The 20255-nt window shown below is 37.8% G+C and carries 19 protein-coding genes and 2 tRNA genes; 10 read left to right on the forward strand and 11 right to left on the reverse strand.

Annotated features, from left to right (window positions below; all coding sequences use genetic code 11):
* Positions 1–70 precede the first annotated feature (70 nt).
* Positions 71–1063, forward strand: coding sequence for a cobalt-precorrin 5A hydrolase (locus tag MSWAN_RS11940; RefSeq protein ID WP_013826907.1), 993 nt, complete (start codon positions 71–73; stop codon positions 1061–1063).
* 162 nt (positions 1064–1225) lie between these two features.
* Positions 1226–1477: a UPF0147 family protein gene (locus MSWAN_RS11945; RefSeq protein WP_013826908.1), complete on the forward strand. Its 252-nt coding sequence runs from the start codon at positions 1226–1228 to the stop codon at positions 1475–1477.
* Here MSWAN_RS11945 and MSWAN_RS11950 read toward each other — a convergent pair.
* Positions 1434–2060 (reverse strand): class II aldolase/adducin family protein, encoded by a 627-nt coding sequence (locus tag MSWAN_RS11950; RefSeq protein WP_013826909.1) that lies wholly within the window; start codon positions 2058–2060, stop codon positions 1434–1436. The genes MSWAN_RS11945 and MSWAN_RS11950 overlap by 44 nt on opposite strands.
* A 152-nt stretch (positions 2061–2212) precedes the next feature.
* Positions 2213–3715 carry a DNA-directed DNA polymerase II small subunit gene (locus MSWAN_RS11955; RefSeq protein WP_013826910.1) on the reverse strand — a complete coding sequence of 501 codons (1503 nt, stop codon included), beginning with the start codon at positions 3713–3715 and terminating at the stop codon, positions 2213–2215.
* An 80-nt stretch (positions 3716–3795) separates the two neighbouring features.
* Here MSWAN_RS11955 and MSWAN_RS11960 point away from each other — a divergent pair, with 80 nt between their 5' ends.
* Both MSWAN_RS11960 and cobJ read left to right on the forward strand, forming a co-directional pair.
* A complete protein-coding gene (locus MSWAN_RS11960) occupies positions 3796–4323 on the forward strand; it encodes a hypothetical protein (RefSeq protein ID WP_394295791.1) in 528 nt (175 codons plus the stop codon).
* A gap of 286 nt (positions 4324–4609) precedes the next feature.
* On the forward strand, positions 4610–5671 hold the full coding sequence (cobJ, locus tag MSWAN_RS11965) for a precorrin-3B C(17)-methyltransferase (protein ID WP_013826912.1): 1062 nt from the start codon (positions 4610–4612) through the stop codon (positions 5669–5671).
* Between the two features lie 353 nt (positions 5672–6024).
* Here cobJ and MSWAN_RS11970 read toward each other — a convergent pair whose 3' ends face one another.
* Entirely contained in the window at positions 6025–6333 is a 309-nt protein-coding gene (locus MSWAN_RS11970; protein WP_013826913.1) for a HEAT repeat domain-containing protein, read from the reverse strand.
* Between the two features lie 127 nt (positions 6334–6460).
* On the opposite strand from MSWAN_RS11970, the gene MSWAN_RS11975 reads away from it, so the two are divergent.
* Positions 6461–7378, forward strand: a complete 918-nt coding sequence (locus MSWAN_RS11975; RefSeq protein WP_013826914.1) for a hypothetical protein — start codon at positions 6461–6463, stop codon at positions 7376–7378.
* A 76-nt stretch (positions 7379–7454) separates the two neighbouring features.
* On the opposite strand, the gene MSWAN_RS11980 is transcribed toward MSWAN_RS11975, so the two are convergent.
* The 5 genes from MSWAN_RS11980 to MSWAN_RS12000 form a co-directional block, all read right to left on the reverse strand.
* Positions 7455–8639, reverse strand: a complete 1185-nt coding sequence (locus MSWAN_RS11980) for an aconitase X (RefSeq protein ID WP_048188134.1) — start codon at positions 8637–8639, stop codon at positions 7455–7457.
* A gap of 229 nt (positions 8640–8868) precedes the next feature.
* Entirely contained in the window at positions 8869–10233 is a 1365-nt protein-coding gene (locus MSWAN_RS11985; protein ID WP_013826916.1) for a single-stranded-DNA-specific exonuclease RecJ, read from the reverse strand.
* The gene (locus MSWAN_RS11990; protein WP_013826917.1) at positions 10199–10600 is read right to left on the reverse strand and encodes a 30S ribosomal protein S15; all 402 of its coding nucleotides are present in this window, start codon (positions 10598–10600) and stop codon (positions 10199–10201) included. Before MSWAN_RS11990 ends, MSWAN_RS11985 begins: the two co-directional genes overlap by 35 nt.
* Before the next feature lie 74 nt (positions 10601–10674).
* Positions 10675–11226, reverse strand: coding sequence for an XTP/dITP diphosphatase (locus MSWAN_RS11995; RefSeq protein WP_013826918.1), 552 nt, complete (start codon positions 11224–11226; stop codon positions 10675–10677).
* A 227-nt stretch (positions 11227–11453) separates the two neighbouring features.
* Entirely contained in the window at positions 11454–13115 is a 1662-nt protein-coding gene (locus MSWAN_RS12000; RefSeq protein ID WP_173361656.1) for a bifunctional N(6)-L-threonylcarbamoyladenine synthase/serine/threonine protein kinase, read from the reverse strand.
* A 324-nt stretch (positions 13116–13439) separates the two neighbouring features.
* On the opposite strand from MSWAN_RS12000, the gene cobT reads away from it, so the two are divergent.
* Both cobT and MSWAN_RS12010 read left to right on the forward strand, forming a co-directional pair.
* Entirely contained in the window at positions 13440–14507 is a 1068-nt protein-coding gene (cobT, locus tag MSWAN_RS12005) for a nicotinate mononucleotide-dependent phosphoribosyltransferase CobT (RefSeq protein ID WP_013826920.1), read from the forward strand.
* 118 nt (positions 14508–14625) lie between these two features.
* Positions 14626–15336 carry a stage II sporulation protein M gene (locus MSWAN_RS12010; protein ID WP_013826921.1) on the forward strand — a complete coding sequence of 237 codons (711 nt, stop codon included), beginning with the start codon at positions 14626–14628 and terminating at the stop codon, positions 15334–15336.
* Positions 15337–15555: 219 nt separating this feature from the next.
* Here MSWAN_RS12010 and uppP read toward each other — a convergent pair whose 3' ends face one another.
* Together uppP and ilvE are read right to left on the reverse strand one after the other, a co-directional pair.
* Positions 15556–16401, reverse strand: a complete 846-nt coding sequence (uppP, locus tag MSWAN_RS12015) for an undecaprenyl-diphosphatase UppP (RefSeq protein ID WP_013826922.1) — start codon at positions 16399–16401, stop codon at positions 15556–15558.
* Positions 16402–16540: 139 nt separating this feature from the next.
* On the reverse strand, positions 16541–17464 hold the full coding sequence (ilvE, locus tag MSWAN_RS12020; RefSeq protein ID WP_013826923.1) for a branched-chain-amino-acid transaminase: 924 nt from the start codon (positions 17462–17464) through the stop codon (positions 16541–16543).
* A gap of 330 nt (positions 17465–17794) precedes the next feature.
* On the opposite strand from ilvE, the gene MSWAN_RS12025 reads away from it, so the two are divergent.
* Both MSWAN_RS12025 and MSWAN_RS12030 read left to right on the forward strand, forming a co-directional pair.
* Positions 17795–17866: transfer RNA gene (locus MSWAN_RS12025), tRNA-Val, on the forward strand.
* Positions 17867–17963: 97 nt separating this feature from the next.
* Positions 17964–18035 (forward strand) — tRNA-Val (locus MSWAN_RS12030).
* 431 nt (positions 18036–18466) lie between these two features.
* Here MSWAN_RS12030 and MSWAN_RS12035 read toward each other — a convergent pair.
* On the reverse strand, positions 18467–19246 hold the full coding sequence (locus MSWAN_RS12035) for a restriction endonuclease (RefSeq protein WP_227716967.1): 780 nt from the start codon (positions 19244–19246) through the stop codon (positions 18467–18469).
* 159 nt (positions 19247–19405) lie between these two features.
* Between MSWAN_RS12035 and surE the strand changes: the two genes are divergently transcribed.
* Positions 19406–20182 (forward strand): 5'/3'-nucleotidase SurE, encoded by a 777-nt coding sequence (surE, locus tag MSWAN_RS12040; RefSeq protein WP_013826925.1) that lies wholly within the window; start codon positions 19406–19408, stop codon positions 20180–20182.
* Positions 20183–20255 lie beyond the last annotated feature (73 nt).

A 20255-nucleotide genomic window follows, 5' to 3' on the forward strand; every position in this document is an offset into this window, starting at 1 on the left:
CAATTTCATTCTTAAAAAATTGATTAAAAAAATTAATTAAATAGATCTTCAACTTAAAAATGTGGTTCACATGAAACTGGCTATAATCACAATAACGCCTAAAGCCCGAAAGCTTGCAGAAAAAATAATGGATGATGTTGCAGAAGATCCAACTGTAATAAAAGTTGATTTATTTGAAAAAAACGTTAAAAAAACGTTAAAAACAGTGTTTAACTCTTATGATTGTATCATTGGTATAATGGCCACAGGGATCATGGTCAGAAACATCTGCGGACTGATTAAAAATAAAACAGAAGATCCTGCAGTTTTGGTTGTGGATGAGAATGGTGAACATGTTATAAGTTTACTTTCAGGACATTTAGGTGGTGGAAATGATTTCACCCTAAAAATGGCAGATATTATTGGTGCAGAGCCCATTATAACAACATCGACGGATCTTAACAGTAAACTTGGCGTTGACAGTCTTGCAAGAAGATACCTTCTCAACGTAGATGACCCCAACAAAATAAAAAGAATGAACATGGCATTAATAAACAATGAAAACGTTAAAATAGGTGTAAACCCTAAATTTGATTTCATATTAACGGATCCTGAAGTTAAAGAGTCATACAAAGAGATTTCTTCGGCTTCAGATAGAATAAGAATTTCCTGCAACCATATCAATATGATTTTAAGACCTAAAAAAATTGTGGCTGGCGTGGGCTCAAAAAAAAATATCTCTAAAATCTCTGTAATGGAAGCTGTGAAATCTGCAATGGATACGTTGCGTTTACCAATAAAACGATTAGATTGTATTGCAACAGCAGAAATGAAAAAAGATGAAGCTGGAATAATTGATTTAGCTTCCGAACTTGGAATTTCACTTAAAATAATTCCAAAAAAGGTTTTAAAAGAATTTAAACATCCTGATTGTTCCAAATCAGACTTTGTAATGGAAAAATTTGGGGTACCTGGTGTATGCGAGCCATCTGCCCTGATCGCTGCAGGAACCAATTCACAACTCATATATAAAAAAACAGCCTTTAACGGTGTTACAGTTGCAGTGGCGGTTTCAAAGAATTGATCAACACATGAAACTCGTTTTATATAACTAATTGTTTAATTTTCATGAATTTTATTTTCATCTTCGACCATGAACACCAAAACTTTTTTAAATTATGAATGAGAAACAGTTTTAGATATAACTTTTACCGGTTATTTTAATTTAAACATTGGAGGAATAACTATGAACCAAGATGCATTTGATCGTTGTAATCAAATTTTACAACATATAACTGAAGATACAAGCGTTCCAAGAAATATTCGAAGGGCTGCAGAGGAATCTAAAAATATATTGGCTAAAGATGAAGAAGCAACAATACGTGCAAGTAGTGTGATTTCAATACTTGATGAGATCAGTAACGACCCAAATATCCCTATACATGCACGAACACTTATATGGAACGTTTTAAGTGAGCTTGAGTCTGTCCACGACTGAGTAAACTGGACACAAGTTGTATTTTAGCTGTCTCTTCCACAAATTCTGCAAGAAGGAAAGCATCATCTAAATTTTCTCCACAGGCAACAATACCGTGCCTCTTTAAAAGCACAACGTCCTCATTTTCCAGAGCTTTTGAAACATTTTCGGCAAGCTCCATAGTACCTGGGGTTGCATACTCTACGAAAGGAATAAATGGATTTTTAATAGTTCCAAAACCTTCTAACCTTTTAATTTTTTCTTCAGCAAATGCAAATCCTGTTGCAACTGGAGAATGTGTATGAACAATTCCATTCACTTCATCATTTTTTTTATAAACGTTGATATGCATGAAAACTTCTGAAGAAGCTTTTTTATCATTTTCAAGGCTTTCATTTAATTTATTACCATCCATATCAACAATTACGATGTTTTTTTCATCCACATCTTTGAGTGAGACTCCGCTAGGGGTTATAGCCACATTTTCTGAACCATTAGCAACGAATCTAAAACTCACATTTCCAGATTTTCCCGGTACAAGTCCTTTTTCATACAAATAGTTTGATACGTCAGTAATTTTTCTTAAAACTTCTTTTTTGTCCATTTAAAGTCACCTATTGAATTTTAACTATCCTAATTTTTAAACTTAATTTTAAAAAATATTTGCAATGGTCTGAATTTAACATTTTAGAAATCATAAAAATAAAAAAAAATTTATCTAATTCTTTAAATCTTATTTGACCCTTCATTCATTTATTAATTAAATTTGAGGACTTTCATGGTCCCTCTGTTTAATACAGGAACCTCTGCGCACGTCGGTACAATGTTGTAAATCTTCTGGAACTCTGTTTGGGACTGGAAGGTTCCTGAGTTTATCATGTGAACTCCCTTGTACTTCTTGTAAGCATTTATATGCACATGCCCTGTATGAAAAACGTCTGGAATTTCTTCTATAACAAGATGATCCTCATATTCTGATGCAAGTGGTGTTCTCTCCCCATATATTGGTGCTAAATGTCGTTTTTCAAGGAGTTCCTTCATTATAAGATCTGTGTGTTCGTGTGACATTCCGTTGACTGTCATTGCAAAGTCATCGAAGCTTCTTCCGTGGTACATCAACGTGTTGATTCCTTCAAGACTTACAACGGCTGGGTTGCTGACAAACTCCGTGTTTTTAAGCTTGTAAAGTTCTGATGCATAGTGTTCTGGAAGTGCTGGCTGAGGTTCAGCTAAACGGCATGCATCGTGGTTTCCAGGAGATATAACTATTTTAACTCCATTTATATCTCCTAATAATCTTGCAGCTTCTTCGTACTGTCCATAGATATCCTTTATTGTGAGTTCATCTTCCTGGTGGGGATAAACACCGATACCATCCACAAGGTCCCCAGCTATAACCAGATACCTCACGTCGTTTGCAATTTCTCGCTGCTCTTCATCTCCATAATTCCCATTCATCCAACTTGTAAACCTTTTAAAGGCATCTTCAAGGAATGTGGAGCTTCCTATGTGCACATCTGAGATGAAAACTGCTGAGAAATCCATTTTTTTATCTTCTTTCCTGGGAACTCCAGGATTTATCAATTCTGAGGCTATTAATAGGCTTCCTTTCCTGATTCCAACAACACCAATAACCTCATCTTTAACGATCTTTTCAGAGAACTGGAACAGTTTTTCATTGTCCTTGTGTACCAGTACAGTTGTGTACCCTGTTCCATCTTCTAACTCGATGATCTTGTGGTTGTTTTTTGTGGTTCTGATTTCATTAACCATTCCTATTACTTTAACATCATTTTCAAGGTTAACAACATCTTTTATAGGATGATTCTCCCTGAGTTCAGGTTTTTTCTCAAGAATACCCTTTAATTTTTGGTATCTACTGTTGAAGTAAGCTGAAAAATCTTTTATTTCACCGTTGGTGTAGGATTTTTTACTTGCATCCTTTATGATGTGGAAGTCGAAGGGAAGGTTGGGTAAAAGTTTGCTCTGGGGCATTTGCACACTAACATCCGTACCATTAGATGGTTCATTGGGTGTAATACTTTCATCCATATCTGTTCCATCAAAATTAATCTGTTTAAGATATCGATCCACGATTTCCCCTGTTAAAATAAATATATTTTCATCAGAATTGGACAAATCATCTATTAAGGAATCTGTAAGTTTCAAAGAGTTTTTTTGCCCGCTTATTTTATGGTAAGCTGCATCGTTTATCAGAATATCTGCATTTGTGAATTTTAGAATAATATCATCGATCATGAGAACCCCATGGAAAGCTTTTAGTATATTATATCTACAACCTTAATTATAATAACTAATCCAAATTGATAAACTGAAAGGTGATAATTTTGTCCAGGATTCTAAAGATCATATTATTCATCATATTCTTCGCAATATTCTTTGAAGCAGGTCTTATAAGTGCGTATACCATTGTAACATCCCAACCTCCTGACGTGAATAAACTTATAACTATGCAGGTAGATGAGCTATCATCTCTTTTCAACTTCGGTTCGGGCTCAATTGGGAGCAACCAAAATACTTTGAATGTAACCAATCCTAATGAGGTTGCAACTGCAATCAATGCCACTGGAATTGTTGATGGTGTGAATATTCAGAGTATAACAGCTACGACGTCGCAGAGCACTAAAAATGTGGATACTTTACTGGTAAATATCACCGCAACAGGGTATAAGGATGTTATAACTGGTGATAATACGAGTGCTCAAGTAGTCATATCTCCAAATCAAACGTACACTATTTTGGCAACTGCAACTGGAAATTTATCTACTGGAAAAACTCAAATTACCATTGACGTTAGTACATTAAAGATAATCTCAACCAAAGAGCTCTATTCTAAAACATCTTAAAAACCTTCAAAAGATTTTAAAGAACAACCTTTCAAAAAGGTTAATCAATAAGATTTAATGAAAATAACTCTTTCAAAAAGCAACAACTAAAGTTGGAAATGGAATTAGTGAAGGATTAAAATTAATAAGAATTAAGAAATAATTTTTCAAAAATATTCCTAAAATACATCAACTTTAAATTTTTTAAGTACGATGATGAATAGTTAAATATCTAAAAAAAGGTTTGAAACAAGTAATAAAACATTAAAACTGTTTAAATTTTATTTTTTTTAAAAAAGGTGAAGAAATGATCAGCGTTATAGGAATTGGACCCTCCCGTGAAAATATGAGCATCAGGGCCATGAATGCAATAGGGGCTGCGGATGTTATAATCACCTACAAGAAGTACATAAAAAACATAGAAGATCTTGTAGAAGGAAAGGAGATCATACTCAAGGGAATGGGTGATGAGATAAAAAGGGCAGAACTTGCAGTATCTAAATCTCAGGAAGGAAAGAGAGTTGCTTTGATAAGTTCAGGAGACCCTGGAGTCTTTGGAATGGCAAACGTGTTCTTCCAGATTCTGGGAAAGTACGACGATGTTGAAGTTGAAGTCATACCTGGAGTAACTGCGGCAAATTTTGCAGCATCCTTGCTTGGGGCGCCTCTACACGACTTTGCAGTTATAAGTCTAAGTGACATTTTAACTCCCCTTTCTGAAATAAAGAGGAAGGTCAATGCAGCAGCTAAGGGTGATTTTGTAATAGCCATATACAACCCCCTGAGCAAAACAAGAACCAAACCCTTTGAAGAAGCATATAAAATTCTTCTTGAAACAAAAGGTCCGAAAACACCTGTTGGAATAGTTAGAAGTACCTCAGATGGTGCTGTAGTTACAGTGACAAACCTCCATGATCTTTTGGATCATGAGATAAACATGTCCACAACAGTTATAGTTGGAAACTCCATGACCTACGTCCAAGATGGTCACATGATAACCCCCCGAGGTTACAAGGTTCCATATCCAACACATCCACTAGCAGTTGAATTCTACGATAAATACCTTGCAGGTGAAGGTAACAAAGGTTCCAACAGGGAATGTGAATTTTATCCATGTCACAGCCACCCTCAAAACTGTACATTTTGTTACTGCCCATTTTATCCTTGTGGTGACAGTTCAACCGGTGGAAAGTGGATAAAAAATAAGGGTGTCTGGAGCTGTGAAAACTGTGAATGGATACACCGCGACAAAACAGTTGAGTGCATACAGGCCAGACTACCCGAAATACTTCAGGAAGTGGACGACCTGAAGAATAAAAAGAAAGACCTTTTAAAATTAAGAAGAGAATGCATGTATCTTACCAAATAAATCAGGGTTACTTATGTAATGCTGAAAGAATTATTTTTTCAAAAATATTCTTTTTTAGATGACGGTGGAACAACCTTCAATATTAACCTTCATTTTTTTTATTTTTCCTATTGTAACCATCTTAATTTAATTTTAATTTGCAAATCTCATCATTTTTCAAAGTTCATTTTGAATTTTCTATTTTTCTCATAAGTCAAAAACAAAAAAAATCAAACTAGTAAAAAATTAGCTAAAATACTTCGAATATTAAGTTTGATAAGAAAAGAATCCAATAAGATAATTTAAATGATATTATTACCTAGAAAATCAAATATTATTACCTAGAAAATCAATTAAAAAATTTAAATCAAGCATCATTTTGGTACTGTACCTTTATCAATAATTTTATTGATTGCAGACGCCGCTTGTTTGCGAAAATTCACATCTTCATCCTTTAAAGCACCTATGAGGGGGGTTAACGCCTTTTTATTTCCTATTCTCCCCAGAACCCTGGCGGCCTCCATACGGATATCAAGGTCATCGTTCTTAAGAGCCTTTATTAAAGGATTTATGGCCGGTTCACCAATTTTAACCAGAATATCAGCTATATAATTCCGCACATCCCAATCAGGGTCGTTTAAATTTTCAATAAGGCCTGCAACATCTTTTTCATCCATTTCCATGCTACCACTAGAGTCTTTATGAATTTTCTATCTAATCTATTTTGTTGAAAGAAGATCATTCATTCACAAAAAATAAATCATACCAGAGATAAATAAAATTATCAACAAAAGTTAAGTTCGTGATACTTTGGCAACTTTGGAAAAAAGACTTCACTCATCCAGTAGGAATATTGCAGAAAGATCCATAGAAGAAGTTATCTTCGAATACGAAGTTGATGGATTGGATGCATTGATCTTTGAGTTGAAGAATTTAAAGAACTCCGGATGCTATGAAAAACTTTTCAATGCATATAAAACATGGGAAGAACCGTCCGAACGATTAAATGGGGAACTTCTCGAAGAAGAATTGGAGTCTCGCCTTTTAAATCTTGCATACGATACGTTAGATCCCCCCAGTTCCAGAATTTCAAGATCTGGAACGATAGATTTTTTTGGTTTTTGCTGGCTTTACCCATTTTTAGAGTTATTTTACTTCAGAGACATTGGCAGAAAATTATATTCATACGATCTGAAAGTTTTGTACTCCAGCAGAATAGATGAACGTATAATTTTTGCATTTGATAAGTTTGATGAAGTTTCTTATATTCCTGAACCCACAGACAACTTCTTTTTTAACTTAAAGAATGTTGGATGGGATGGCAGGAAGACTAAACAACTATTTGAGAAATTAAAAAAGATAAGACATTTTATGAGGTATGAAATTGTAGGGTACCTTGAAGATATAACCTTTCAAGACAATGAAGATGCATTTATTTTTTTAATTGCATGTTGCAGCGCTGCATATCATGGTGGAAACATCGATGATCATGATGTTGTCAGGGCGTACATGACTTACTTCAAACTAATGAAAACAGATATCTCCCATCTCGTTGATAACCTAAACGTAGATAACAAGCCGCAGGAAACTGGGTACCTGGTCTGCGAGAGATGTCATGGTTATTATAAACTTGACCCTTGGGAATCACCAGAAGATTTCTCTTCCTGTCACTGCCAGGGTAAGTTAAACTACTACGATGATATTGACTGGCTATTTGAAGATATCTAAGATTAAAAAAAATGGCTTTTAAAATGAAATAAAGAAGATTAAACTTCTTTAGAAAAAGAAATTGAATAAAATAGAATTATTCCTCGAAATCAATTAAATTCTCAAAGTCGTCGAACACAACTTCCAACCCGCACATGTTGGGCACGTAGTTTGCTGCCTTTGCAGAATTTACACCTACAACCTTAAATTCGAGTTCTTCAATGGGTGCAACCACCATACATGTGTCGCAGACTATTTTACCTCCTGCTTTTTCTATAATTGAGGTGTAGCCCATCCTGTCTGCAGCAGCCTTAACTGATATGGATGTGCAGACCCAGAGCTCATTTTTGATACTGCGGCCAGCCACTTTCTCGGATATTTCCCGTATCTCCTCAAGGGATGCGTGTGGACATCCAAGACAGATTAGATCAGGCTTTTTTGTGGTTGTTGAAAGTTTTTGACGCGCTTCAGTGATATCAGACCTTCCGAGCGATATCTTATCTACATCAACACCTTTTAAGGCATCCTTGTATTCTGGGGTGACTCCTTCAACATGATAAAGCGCAACAGCTCCTGATGATGCCAGTGCAGCTCCCAGCCATTTGAGTTCATCTGTTGATGGTGCTTTCTGGAATTTGAAGTAGGGCACACCACCTCCAACCTTGTTTCCAACCATGTATCCAATGGCCCCGTAGTCTGAACCCGCAAGATTTGCATCCACTTCAACCACAAGGTTGGCCTTCCGTTCTTCATCTAGATGGTAACCATATTCTGCTGTTTTCCCGCATATTGCGGCTGCAAGTGCTCCTGGACCTCCTTCACGGTTGGTTCTGGCGCCAAGAACAGAGTTTGCATAGCAAACTGCTGAAGATTCTGACCAAGCTATATGGGATCCAAGCATTGGAACGTTACCCACAAGGTAGGGAGTGCACGTGCAAGTAGTTGAGATGCCCATCTTCTGGTAGGCTTCAACAATCCTGAGCTGCTTCTGGGTGAATTCTTCTGAAAATCCCAGTTCCCTCCATATTTTAAGGTCTACACCTGCAGGGTTTAATGTGGATGGCACACGGACATGTGCGTCCTTTGCAAGTTCTTCAACAAACTCCAGACCTGCATCGCCAATGGTTTTGTAGGAAACACCAGATATCTGGGCCGAACTTATATCCACAAGACGTTTCGCCCCATATATATCGCCCAGGGCTACAATTATCTCCATACATTTTGCAACTGCGGGGCCTTCTTCCCCATTATACATCTTTTTTTCTTCTTTTGTCAGGTACATGAGATCACACGTTAGTTTAATTAACTTTACTTTATCCATTAGTTTAATCAAGCACGCTACAATTTCATCTTAATCCAATAATGCAGGTTTCTTTCAGGAAATTGTTGGTGGAATCTATTGTTGAATTAAATTTATTGTATTAAATCGATAAAAATAATTTGAAATTTTTACAATTAAAATATATTCCTAAAAATATCAAATAAAATAAAAAAATAGAAAAAATTGGTGTTCAACTAGCTTTAAGCTGGGTTTCCACTACGTCATCCACCAGGTTCAGGAAGTTTTCCATGTTCCTGTAGGGTACCACAGCTCCTGCTGCTATATTATGTCCTCCACCAGTTCCACCGAAACTTTTAGATGCATCTTCAAGGGCTGACCCTAAATTAACACCTTTTTCTGTGAGATTTTTGGTGGTTCTTCCAGAGATCTTCACTATGTTGTCCATGCGTGATAGAGTAATCACTGGTTTTTCAGGGTCTAAAATTTCAAGTTCCAATCCTATACTGGAAAGTGTGCCCATCACTTTCTTCCTCTTTTTATCAGCGGTATAAATGTACTGAATGTTCCTTAAAACAATAGAACCTTCCTTTTTTATCCATCCAATACCCTGGACAATGTTGTCTCGATACGTCTTAAGGAGAAGATCAGCTTCTTTAAGGGAACCGTCCCTATCCCCTATGCATATACTTAAGCCCACACCGTGTTTTTTGTTCTTACCACAGGCATCTATTAACTTGGAATAATCCTCAATATTACGAAGTTGAGGGATTTCCTGTGGAATAGAGTAGGTACTTCCGAATATGTTTGGATTTATCCTTATAAGCTCTTCTTTCAGGAGGTCTTTCTCCTCGTTTGCAAGTTCTGTGAATTTTATTCCGTAAGATATACCAAGTTTCTCAAGGAAGGTTCTGGAACCCTCTTCATCACCCGTAATTTCCTTAATAGCGGGGTTGAATGTATATGCCAGTGCCTTGTAAAGGGGCTCTTGTGCTTTATAAGCTATTTTAAGGTCATCTCTAACCTCAACCGTGCCCGCTCCAGTTCCATCTTCCAGTATTATTTTGTTGATACCTTCTATGCCGTTAGAACACTGCATATCTCCAAAGGCACCCACAAGGGCCAGTCCTGCAAGTTCCTTGTAATCCATGGGACGTACTGTTAGGTATGAAAGTCCTGAAGCACTCACATCACTTGTACCGTCCAGCCCGTATAGATGGGGGTTTACATGAACTAGATTTTCCGGGGGCTCGGCTTTAGAATCAATGGTTTGGTGGTGGTCAGCGATTATCACGTCACCTTTGAGTCTTCCAATTGGGGTTAGACTCGCACTTCCCATGTCACAGAAAACAAATAGTTTATATTTTTCCTTTAGGATCTTGGCCAGAACATCATCTTTCAGTCTTGGAACTATTGTAACATGAAATTTACCCTCCTGCCGGGCAATTGCATTGCACATAACTCCGGCAGCGGAAATTCCATCGGCATCGTTGTGAGAGATTATTCTCACAACATGATCCGATTCAATATGCTTGCGAAGTAAATCGCAGGCTTCTTCAGCCTTATTTAACAAGGAGTGCTGCTGTTTTTGGATCATATCTCCATCCTTCAGGGAGCACACCTTCCTTGGTGTAGTATCTGACGAGTCTTCGTATGTTTGATTCAACGATCCTTAGACCCCTTTTGGTGTGAAGGTCCTTTGGATTTTCATCAAGATGTTCCCTTACGTTAACGGCCTTTCTTATGAGGTTCATTAGATCCTCAGGATATTCAAGGCCGTGGCCGTGTTTTTCAAGGATTTTTGTAATTTTCTGTCCTGTTACAACCTTAACATCAGGAATTCCGTACTGGTCACGTAGTATTATTCCTATCTTACTTGTGGAGTTACCCTCTTTATTGAGTTTTAAAACCAATTCTTCTATCTCTTCTGTTGAATATTCAACCCATTCCGGTTTTATTGCCATCAAATCACCTCTATTCTTATTTTAGTTATTTTTAGTAGTTTTACACATATTTTAAGTAGTTCTGTAGTAATTTATTACAGTTCTTTATACCAATGTGCAAATTGCTCAAGCGATTGTCTACGATGAGAAAAGTCGTTCTTCTCTTGTGTGGTTAGTTCTCCGAAGCTTTTATCATAGCCTTCTGGATAAAAAAGGGGATCATAGGCAAAACCATGTTTTCCCCTCTCTTTGTAACCGATGCGTCCCTTAACAGTGCCTAAAAAAGTCTTGGGCTCGGCTTTGGGAGTGCAATACCCAATAACCGACCTGAACTCGGCGTATCTGTCTTCAACATCACTCATAAGCTTTAATATACCCTTATTCCCAAGTGTTTCCTGAACGTAGGATGAATAAGGTCCTGGGAACCATTTAAGGGATTTTATAAAAATTCCGGCGTCTTCTACAATCACAGGTTGTCCAAAACGCCCTGCAGCATCCTTTGCACCGTACCTTGCCACATCTACCAGATCTCCCTGGATTTCTGGGTAGCCGAGGTCAGCATGCTCCAGTTTGATGCCAAACTTATCAAAGATTCCTTTGGCTTCTTTTACTTTGTGTTGGTTACCAGTTATAAATGTTAGCTTCATTTTGATCCCAAAATTCTATTATTTTTTCATGTTTATATTACTATTATTTTTGATCTAGTGCTATGATGAACTTTACCGGCCAGATCATGAATTTTTTATCTTTTTCATGATACATTAGATGAAATTATTTTTGAGATTTTTGAAATATTCTAAATGAATTGAAATTTCAAGTAAGAATCAAGACGGATTTCTCAACATGATCTTCATGAATTTTACGTTAAGTTCGCTTAAATCTTATTGTGGCTATTGTTATTATTAGCTGTATAACGACCCCTTCCTTCAATCTCCTCAACCTTGCCAACTACTTCATCACAATCTTTTGCAATCCTATATCCTTGAAGAATGGAATCAAAACATTCCTCTCCAACTTCATGGTGAATGCCTGAAATGGCCTTCTTGAACACCAGGAGGTCCACACCCTTATCCTCAACTAGATCCGAGATCCTGCCGAGGCCGAAGTCTATAAAGACAATTTCATCGTCATGGAGGATCATGTTGCTTGTTGTAAGGTCTCCGTGAATTATTCCACAGTTGTGAAGTTTTGCAACGTTTTTGCCTATTTTTTCGCACAACTCCTTCATGCTATCAATATCCAGATTATCAAAGACGTCTTTCACGGGCTTTCCACGAATTTTTTCCATTACGATGGTTTTTTCTTCCTTGTTTATATCGTAAACAATGGGGGTGATGACTCCGCAGCGTTTTGCCTCACTTAAAAGTTTAGCCTCACGTTTTGTTCTCTTTTTCCGTAGGTAATGGTCTATCTCTTCTATACGATATGTTTTAGGGATTCTATTTTTCATAAGAACCTCTTCACCCATCCATTTGTCCGGATAAATGTTGGCCTCCGCACCCTTCTCCAGCATCTCTGCAGGCAGTCGCAGATGTTTTGGGGAACTTTTCCTCCATGGAACGTCCACCTGGTCTGTTCTGTACTTTTGAATAACTTCTGTATCTTCCATGCCTTTGACCAGACTGTGACTGTGCATGAGCTGGCCCATCCACGCGATCATGGCCCCGTTGTCTCCACAGTACTTCATGGGAGGCATGTGGAATTCTGCATAATGTTCCTCAGCCATGATGCTGAGCATTTCCCTGAGCCTGTTGTTTGCAGCCACTCCTCCGCAGAGCATAACCTCACGTTTTTTTGAGTGAGCAAGTGCCCTTTCAGTGACTTCAACGAGCATGGAAAATGCAGTCTCCTGAAGGCTGTAGCAAACATCCTCAATCGCCTCTCCCGATTCATATTTCCTTATTGCTGCAGTTAGAAGCCCTGAAAATGATAAATCCATCCCCTTAACTGTGTAGGGAAGTTTTATATGGTTTCTGGATTTTAATGCCAGTTTCTCAACCACAGGCCCTCCTGGATGTCCCAGTCCCACAGAACGTGAAAACTGGTCTATACAGTTGCCCATCGCTATGTCAAGGGTTTCACCAAAGACTCGGTAGCGCCCGGCATCGAATGCAATTATCTGTGTATTCCCTCCACTCACGTAGAGAGTCACAGGGTCTTCAGCACCTGTGGTGAGTCTTCCTATCTCAACATGGCCTATGCAGTGGTTTACACCCACAATTGGAATGTTGAGTGAAAGTGCAAGGCTTCTAGCGGCTGTTGCAACTGTTCTGAGGGCCGGTCCAAGACCAGGACCTCTTGAAAATGCCACAAGATCCATATCTTCAAGGCCTAACCCTGACTCATGGAGTGCATCCTTTATAAGCGGCACTATGTTGGCTGCATGGTGTTCTGCAGCTTCTCTTGGATGAATTCCCCCACTTTCAGGGATTAATGGGTTGCCCTGTGATGCCAGGATTTTCCCGTTTGAGTCAACTATTCCAACTCCTGTCTTTTCTGCAGTTCCTTCTATTCCGATGCATATCACTTTGATCACTTGATGATTATTGATTAAGTACAATCTAGTTCGAATTTGTTGATTAGTTTATGAAATAATGATTTATGGATTAATTTATCCAGATCTAATTGATGTGTAATTCAACGTTCTAATTCATATCTTATTTATTTCAGATTATATCCCCTATTTACTGATTATATTAATTTGTAACTAGTTTAAACCCATAAAAATTTAATTACAAGCTTAATTAAAACTTTCATTTATGGGATTTCGTATTGTAAATTGGCCTAGTAAATTGCATTAGTTATATCTTACCTTGTACCATACTTTATTTTTATACCCTATCACTAATGAGGTGGAAACATGAAGAATGCTATAAAAAGCTACGGTTCATCAGATATACTTCACAAATTGGAAAATAAAGATTCACTCTTTTTATGTGCCATAGCAAGCACAAGAATATCAAGAATTCCCGGAATAACAGGTGCAGGTGCAACTCCTGAACTTACAGACTACACACCTGCAGCGGACGTTGAACTGGTTTTGAATGGAAAACCCCAGTGCCTTCCAGATATAGCTAAAACAATAGTTGATGGAGTACCTACTCCAACTCCTGCTGTGATAACCAAAGCATCGGTGGAACTTGCTGACATTCCATTCCTGGTTGCAGATGCCGGTGCCGCCGTAAAACCGAATTTACCCTATTTTAAAATAAATGAAGAACCCGGTGGAAACATAAAGATGGGAAAAGCAGTTAAAAATTCCAAGGACATCTTCGATAGGGGTGTTATGCTTGGTCGAACCCTCTCAAAACTCACGGATCACCTTGTGATTGGGGAGAGCACCCCTGCAGGCACAACAACGGCCCTGGGTGTTTTAACTGCCATGGGCTACGATGTTGACCATAAAATCAGTGGCAGCACACCTGAAAACCCCCACAAACTCAAACATCAACTTGTGGAAGATGGTCTTCAGGCTGCAGGGTTCAGTGCAGGAGAACTTTCATCAAGACCATTTGAAGCCGTGAACGCGGTTGGTGACCCAATGATTCCTGCAGTTGCTGGTATTGCAGTTGGAAGCAGCGTTCCAGTAACTCTAGCAGGGGGTACACAGATGATGGCGGTCTGTGCAATTATTAGTGAAGCTGCACCGGACTTTAACTTTGACAACCTCGCAGTTGCAACCACCATATTCGTTGCAGAGGATAAAAATGCCGATATAAACTACATATCTCGCCAAATTGCAGGCACAACTGTGTTTGCAGTGGACCCAGAATTTGAAAGATCTGAAAGCGGCCTTAAAAATTACACCACAGGTTCTGTGAAGGAAGGAGTTGGCGCAGGTGGTGCAATGATGGCAGCAATTCTTAAAGGTATTGATGTTGGAGATATAAGAAGAAAAACAGAGGACATATGCAGACGTATGCTCTAAAAAATATTTTATTTTTTTCATAAATGCATCTTTAAGAGTGTTTGATGAAGTTTGCAGAAGTTTTCAAATAAAAATAATTCGTTAAAATTTTATTAAATAAACAATAGGTTTCATACTCATGCCAAATAAATTGAAACCCAATAAAAAATGGATTAAAACGTTTTTACACGGATTTATACCGTCGAAGTATGCTTTTCTAACTTTTTTAATATTCTATTTTGCAGGATTCATTTTTGCGTACGTTGCACCTCATTTAGCCCAGTCAAATTTTAATGGGGGTTTTTTACTAGGAGAGCTAGATGCTAAAATACAGGTTCCCCAAACCATAACCCTCGTCTACCTTGAAAATCAATTTATCCATTATTTGGGGGCAGTTTCTTGGGGTTTGTTCGTGAACAACATGCGGACCAGTTTTTTGTGTATATTCAGTGGAATTGCCATTGTTCCAGTTGTGCTCATAAGTCTTTTCAGCTCCCTGGGTGCAGTTACCTACCTTCTCATATTAAAAGTGGGTATTTTCAAGGCATTTTTGATCATTTTTGGGTCTTTTCACCTTTACTTTGAAGTTTTAGCTGCAATGCTGGTTATAGATGCATTTCTAAAGTTTTATGGATCGTTTTTAATTTCAATAAGGGAAGGATCCACCCGAAGATTTAAAAATGAGGTTATATATGGAGTTTTACCAATTTTATTAAGTATAATAGTTCTTTTGGCTGTTGCAGCAGTTCTTGAGGTATTCTGGAGTACATGGTGGGTTTACATACTCACCCATAGCCACGTTTCCTGGCAGAACTTTTATTTGGGCCTTTACTCCTGTATTGTGCGATGATGTTAATTTTCAGTTTTGATACAAAATATTATCAAACAGGACATCTTTCAAGCATTATTGATAAAGTGTTTCAACTGTTTCAAACAACCTCTGTAAGAATTTGTACAAGAATTTCATCTACGTCTGAAAAAAATGAGTTTGACTTTGGAAAAAATAATTAAAAAAGAAATTTAAAAAATGTGAAAAAATATTTTTTTACCTATTTTTATTTTCACATTATTACAGATGATACACCATTGCAATGATTATAGATGCGATACCAACGATCCAGCAGTAGTATGCGAATATAACCAGGCTCCATTCCTTTATTATTTTCAGGAGAAGCTTTATTGCAAGGTAACCAAATATGACCGCGGCAAGAAAACCTGCTATGAGGGCAGTTAGGGTCATATCAATGGCGGTTATGTCTTTGACTTGTACCAGGGCAGCTCCAAGAATTGCTGGTATGGAAAGCAGGAAGCTGTACCTTGCTGCAAGTTCCCTGTTGAGTCCAGAGAAGAGTCCAGCTGATATTGTTGCCCCTGACCGGGATATACCCGGTGCTATTGCAAATCCCTGGAATATTCCAATTGCCAGAGCGTTTTTAAATGAAACTTCTTTAACTTCCTTGTTTCCACGTTTGTAGTGTTCAGCTGTCCATAGCAGTACACCTGTTATGAGCAGGAAGAAACCTACGGCAAGTACCGAGGTGAAGAGAGCTTCAAACTCGTTTTTAAATGCTATACCCATAATACCTGCTGGAATCGTACCAACCACAAGGAGCCATACGAGTCTTTTGTAAACGTCTTCTTTTACACCTTCTTTGAATGTTCCTCTGAATAGGTCGAGGATGCTTGATACCAACGCTTTTATCATCGATAGTATATCCCTCCAGAAGAACGAAACAACTGCAACCAGTGTTCCTAGGTGGAGAACGGTGTCAAATGCAACACTTGACTTTGTTCCCAGGATGTATGGGAAAAATACCAGGTGAGCTGAGCTACTTACGGGTAGGAACTCTGTTAAACCCTGGACCATCCCTAGAATTATTGCTTGAATTATTTGAATTAAATTTATGTCAATCATTTTTTTGATCACCCTACATTTTGAATCCTAGTTACTCAGAATAAATCGTGCTACGTCATGGTTATATAAAAAATTAGTGGGAACTTTATAACTTATAACTTCTAAGGTTTAAGTTAAAAGTTATAACTTATAATTATGTTCAGTCGAGGAAGGTTAACCAACCGTGTTCATCTTCACATTTGGCGTTAACAACTTCAAAGAACTTATCCTGAAGTTTTTTTGTTATTTTTCCTCTTTTACCCGCACCTATGGTGATCTTATCTATGGACCTGATTGGTGTGACCTCTGCAGCCGTACCTGTTAGGAATGCCTCGTCTGCAATGTAAAGCATTTCACGCGGCATCTGTTGTTCGCTAACCTCCAGTCCCATATCCCTGGCCATTTGAATTATTGAATCCCTTGTGATTCCCCCAAGCAGGGATGATGATATTGGCGGCGTGTAGATGGTACCGTCCTTGATAACAAAGACGTTTTCACCACTTCCTTCTCCAACAAGACCCTGATAATCGAGCATTATTGCCTCGTCGTAGCCGTTCATCACAGATTCAACCTTTGCAAGCTGGGAGTTCATGTAGTTGGATCCTGCCTTTGCCATGTTTGGCATGGTGTCGGGTGCCATACGCCTCCAGGTTGAAACACCAACATCAACGCCTTGTTCAAGTGCTTCTTCACCAAGGTACTGCCCCCAACCCCAAACTGCAATTACAGTTTCAAGAGGGCAGTTCAATGGGAATACTCCCAGTTCCTTATAGCCCCTGAAGGCTACCGGCCTTATATAACACTCTTTAAGGTCGTTGGCCTTTATTGTTTCGATTATTGCGTCTGAAAGCTCGTCGACACCGTATGGAATGTCCATTCTGTAGATCTTTCCCGAGTTAATGAGTCTTTGTACGTGCTCTCGCAACCTAAAAATTGCCGGGCCTTTTTCAGTGTTATAACATCTTATTCCTTCAAACACGCTGGATCCGTAGTGAACAACGTGAGATAAAACATGTATGTTTGCATCTTTCCAATCAACTAATTTTCCGTTAAACCAAATTTTTCCAGATTCATCAAATGCCATTGTTATCCCTCTATTCTATTCAAACATAGTTGGACACGATCCAATAAATAGTTTGTAAAGTAAGTTTGTAAAGTAAGAAAGAAGTTAAATACTCAACGAATTAAGCGTAACTTTCCAAGAGGTATTCCAGTTTCACTAAATTTAACTAAAAATATTTAAAATAAAAATTAGAGGAATAATTGAACTGTATGGTATGATTTAAGGACATCTAACTATTTTTATGGTTGGGATTGTTGGCTCTAAAATATTCTATTAATTTGAAATTTTTTTAGATGATCCTCCACATGTGGAAAAAGTTTATATAGCCAATCTACCATACATGAAACAATAGGGCCGGTGGTCTAGGGGTATGATACCTCGCTTACAACGAGGTGATCAGGAGTTCGAATCTCCTCCGGCCCATTTAGACATATTTTTTAGATTTAAGGTATTAAATATTGTTTTAGGGATCACTGATTCTATTAAATTTTACTAATCTTATTTGGATTCCAGAATTGGAGGGCCGGTGGTCTAGGGGTATGATACCTCGCTCACACCGAGGTGATCAGGAGTTCGAATCTCCTCCGGCCCATTTTTAACTAACTAAGGAATCAAGATCTAAACTGATATCCTGCTAGATTTAAAGCATTCCACTAAAAACAGGATAAGAGCGAAATTAAATCCATTAAATATCTAAAAAACATTAAAGATTTTAAAGTATAGTTAAATTCCCATTTATTTTTAGCTAATTTTTAACCCAATTTTTAACAAATGAAAAATATATGGGTCGTTTTTTTAGTAATATTTGGGAAAGATAAACTAAAATAAGTAACAATAATATAATAAAACGATAAATATCGGATAAAATTTAGATGCAATTTGAATCGAACAATAAAATACAACGTTTTATTTTAAGACTTAAAATCAAAAAACACGTTTAAGGAAATTAAATTAAAGATTTTTTAAATTAAAGATTTTTTTTAAATGTTCATTTATGCCTGCAAAAGTTATCTGAAAACTATCTCAGAGTATAACTATCATCACAGCATATATGACCATGGAAACAAAGAAAACTGTTGTTCCTTTTACAAGCACGACTGTTGCATCTTTTTCAATGCCTAAAACAAGTCCATAAGCGAGTATTGCCGAAACGAATATCTTTGAAACTCCAAGCAGTGCGGTGTTTTTATTTCCAAAACCTATCAAATACGTTGCAAATGATGATAAAAGAAGAACTATGACGATCAAGGCCAGGGTGTTATTTAAAAGCATCTTAATTCTGGGTTTCACTGCTTTTAAAATAGTTTTTCCACTTTTTCCTTTACTTAAACTTTTTTTACCCTTGAGAAATGTGGTGGCATTTGATCGGGACGAAGGAGCGTAATCTTCAAAGTCATCGTTTTCAACTGTATCCTCGGCTTCTTCTACTACTTCAACTTCTTCAGCGAATTTTTTGGCTAATGCAACAATTCCATCCTTGTCTATGAGTTTAATATTCCTTCTTCCAGCGTAATTTGCAGCACTGTCTGTGAAGTAGGATGTGCTGACAACGACGATCTTGGATGCTTTAAGGGGTTTCCCTATCATTTCCATCTCCTTCAAAACATCGAGCCCTACTTCCCACTTCTCGTCGTAGTTTTTGCAGGCTACTACAACTCCCATGTCTCCTAGAACTGTGGGTAAAACCCCGTAAATGTCTATGATATGTCTGGATGTTTTGAAGTTTTTGTAAACTTTGAACCCAGATTTTTCCATAACCTTTGCAACGAACCCGACCAACCGATTTTTTTCCAATTTTATCACCTATTGAAAGTTCAGGTGAATGAATATTTACATGACCTTTCTTATCACTATTTAATAGGTATTATTAATTATTTTCTAATTTAATATACTTAAAACTGTTCATGATGTGTGATTTTCCCGCGTAAACTTTTTGAAGGTTGAGGTATATAACATACAACCATGGGAATTCTCATAACCAACGACGATGGAGTTAACTCGTCAGGAATCATAGCAGCAAAAAAAGCAGTGGAAGATCTGGGAAATATCGATGTGGTAGCTCCAGCAACACAGCAAAGTGGAATAGGACATGCATTAACACTTTTCGAACCCATAAGAATCACGGCAACCAAACTTTCAGATGGAAGCGAGGCCTATTCTGTATCTGGCACCCCTACAGATGCACTGATCATCGGGATCTATGAGATTACAGATGAAAAGCCGGATCTGGTGATATCAGGGATAAACATAGGTGAAAATCTTGGAATGTCCGAGCTCACAACATCAGGAACAATAGGGGCTGCAATGGAGGCGGCAGTAAACGGAGTGCCTGCCCTTTCAGTCTCACTCCAGGTATCAAGGGGTGACATTAAATTTCACGATGGTCACGTTGATCTTGATTTCAGCCACGCCCAGAAGATCATGCGAAGGGTTGCAAAGAGAATTCTGGAGCGGGGACTTCCAGAGGGTGTTGACTTTTTAAACCTGAACATACCCTCCTCACCGGATAGTGACAGGATAAAATTAACAAGGCTGGGAACTCGCATGTACAGGATACACATCCAGAAACGGTTGGATCCAAGGGGTAGGCCTTACTACTGGATAGACGGCGACCCGGTTGAGGATGATAAGGAGGGCACAGATGTTCACGCACTTAAACAGGAATCTTGTGCAACTATAACGCCAATATCATTGGACTGCACGGCTGATCTGAATGCAATGGATGGCTGGATGGACTAAAAATCTCTTGGAAATATTTCTTTACTAAAATTGATTTTAAATAAATTGATTTAAAGAATTCATAAATTTTTTT

The organism is Methanobacterium paludis (assembly GCF_000214725.1).
GTDB classification, from domain to species: Archaea; Methanobacteriota; Methanobacteria; order Methanobacteriales; family Methanobacteriaceae; genus Methanobacterium_C; species Methanobacterium_C paludis.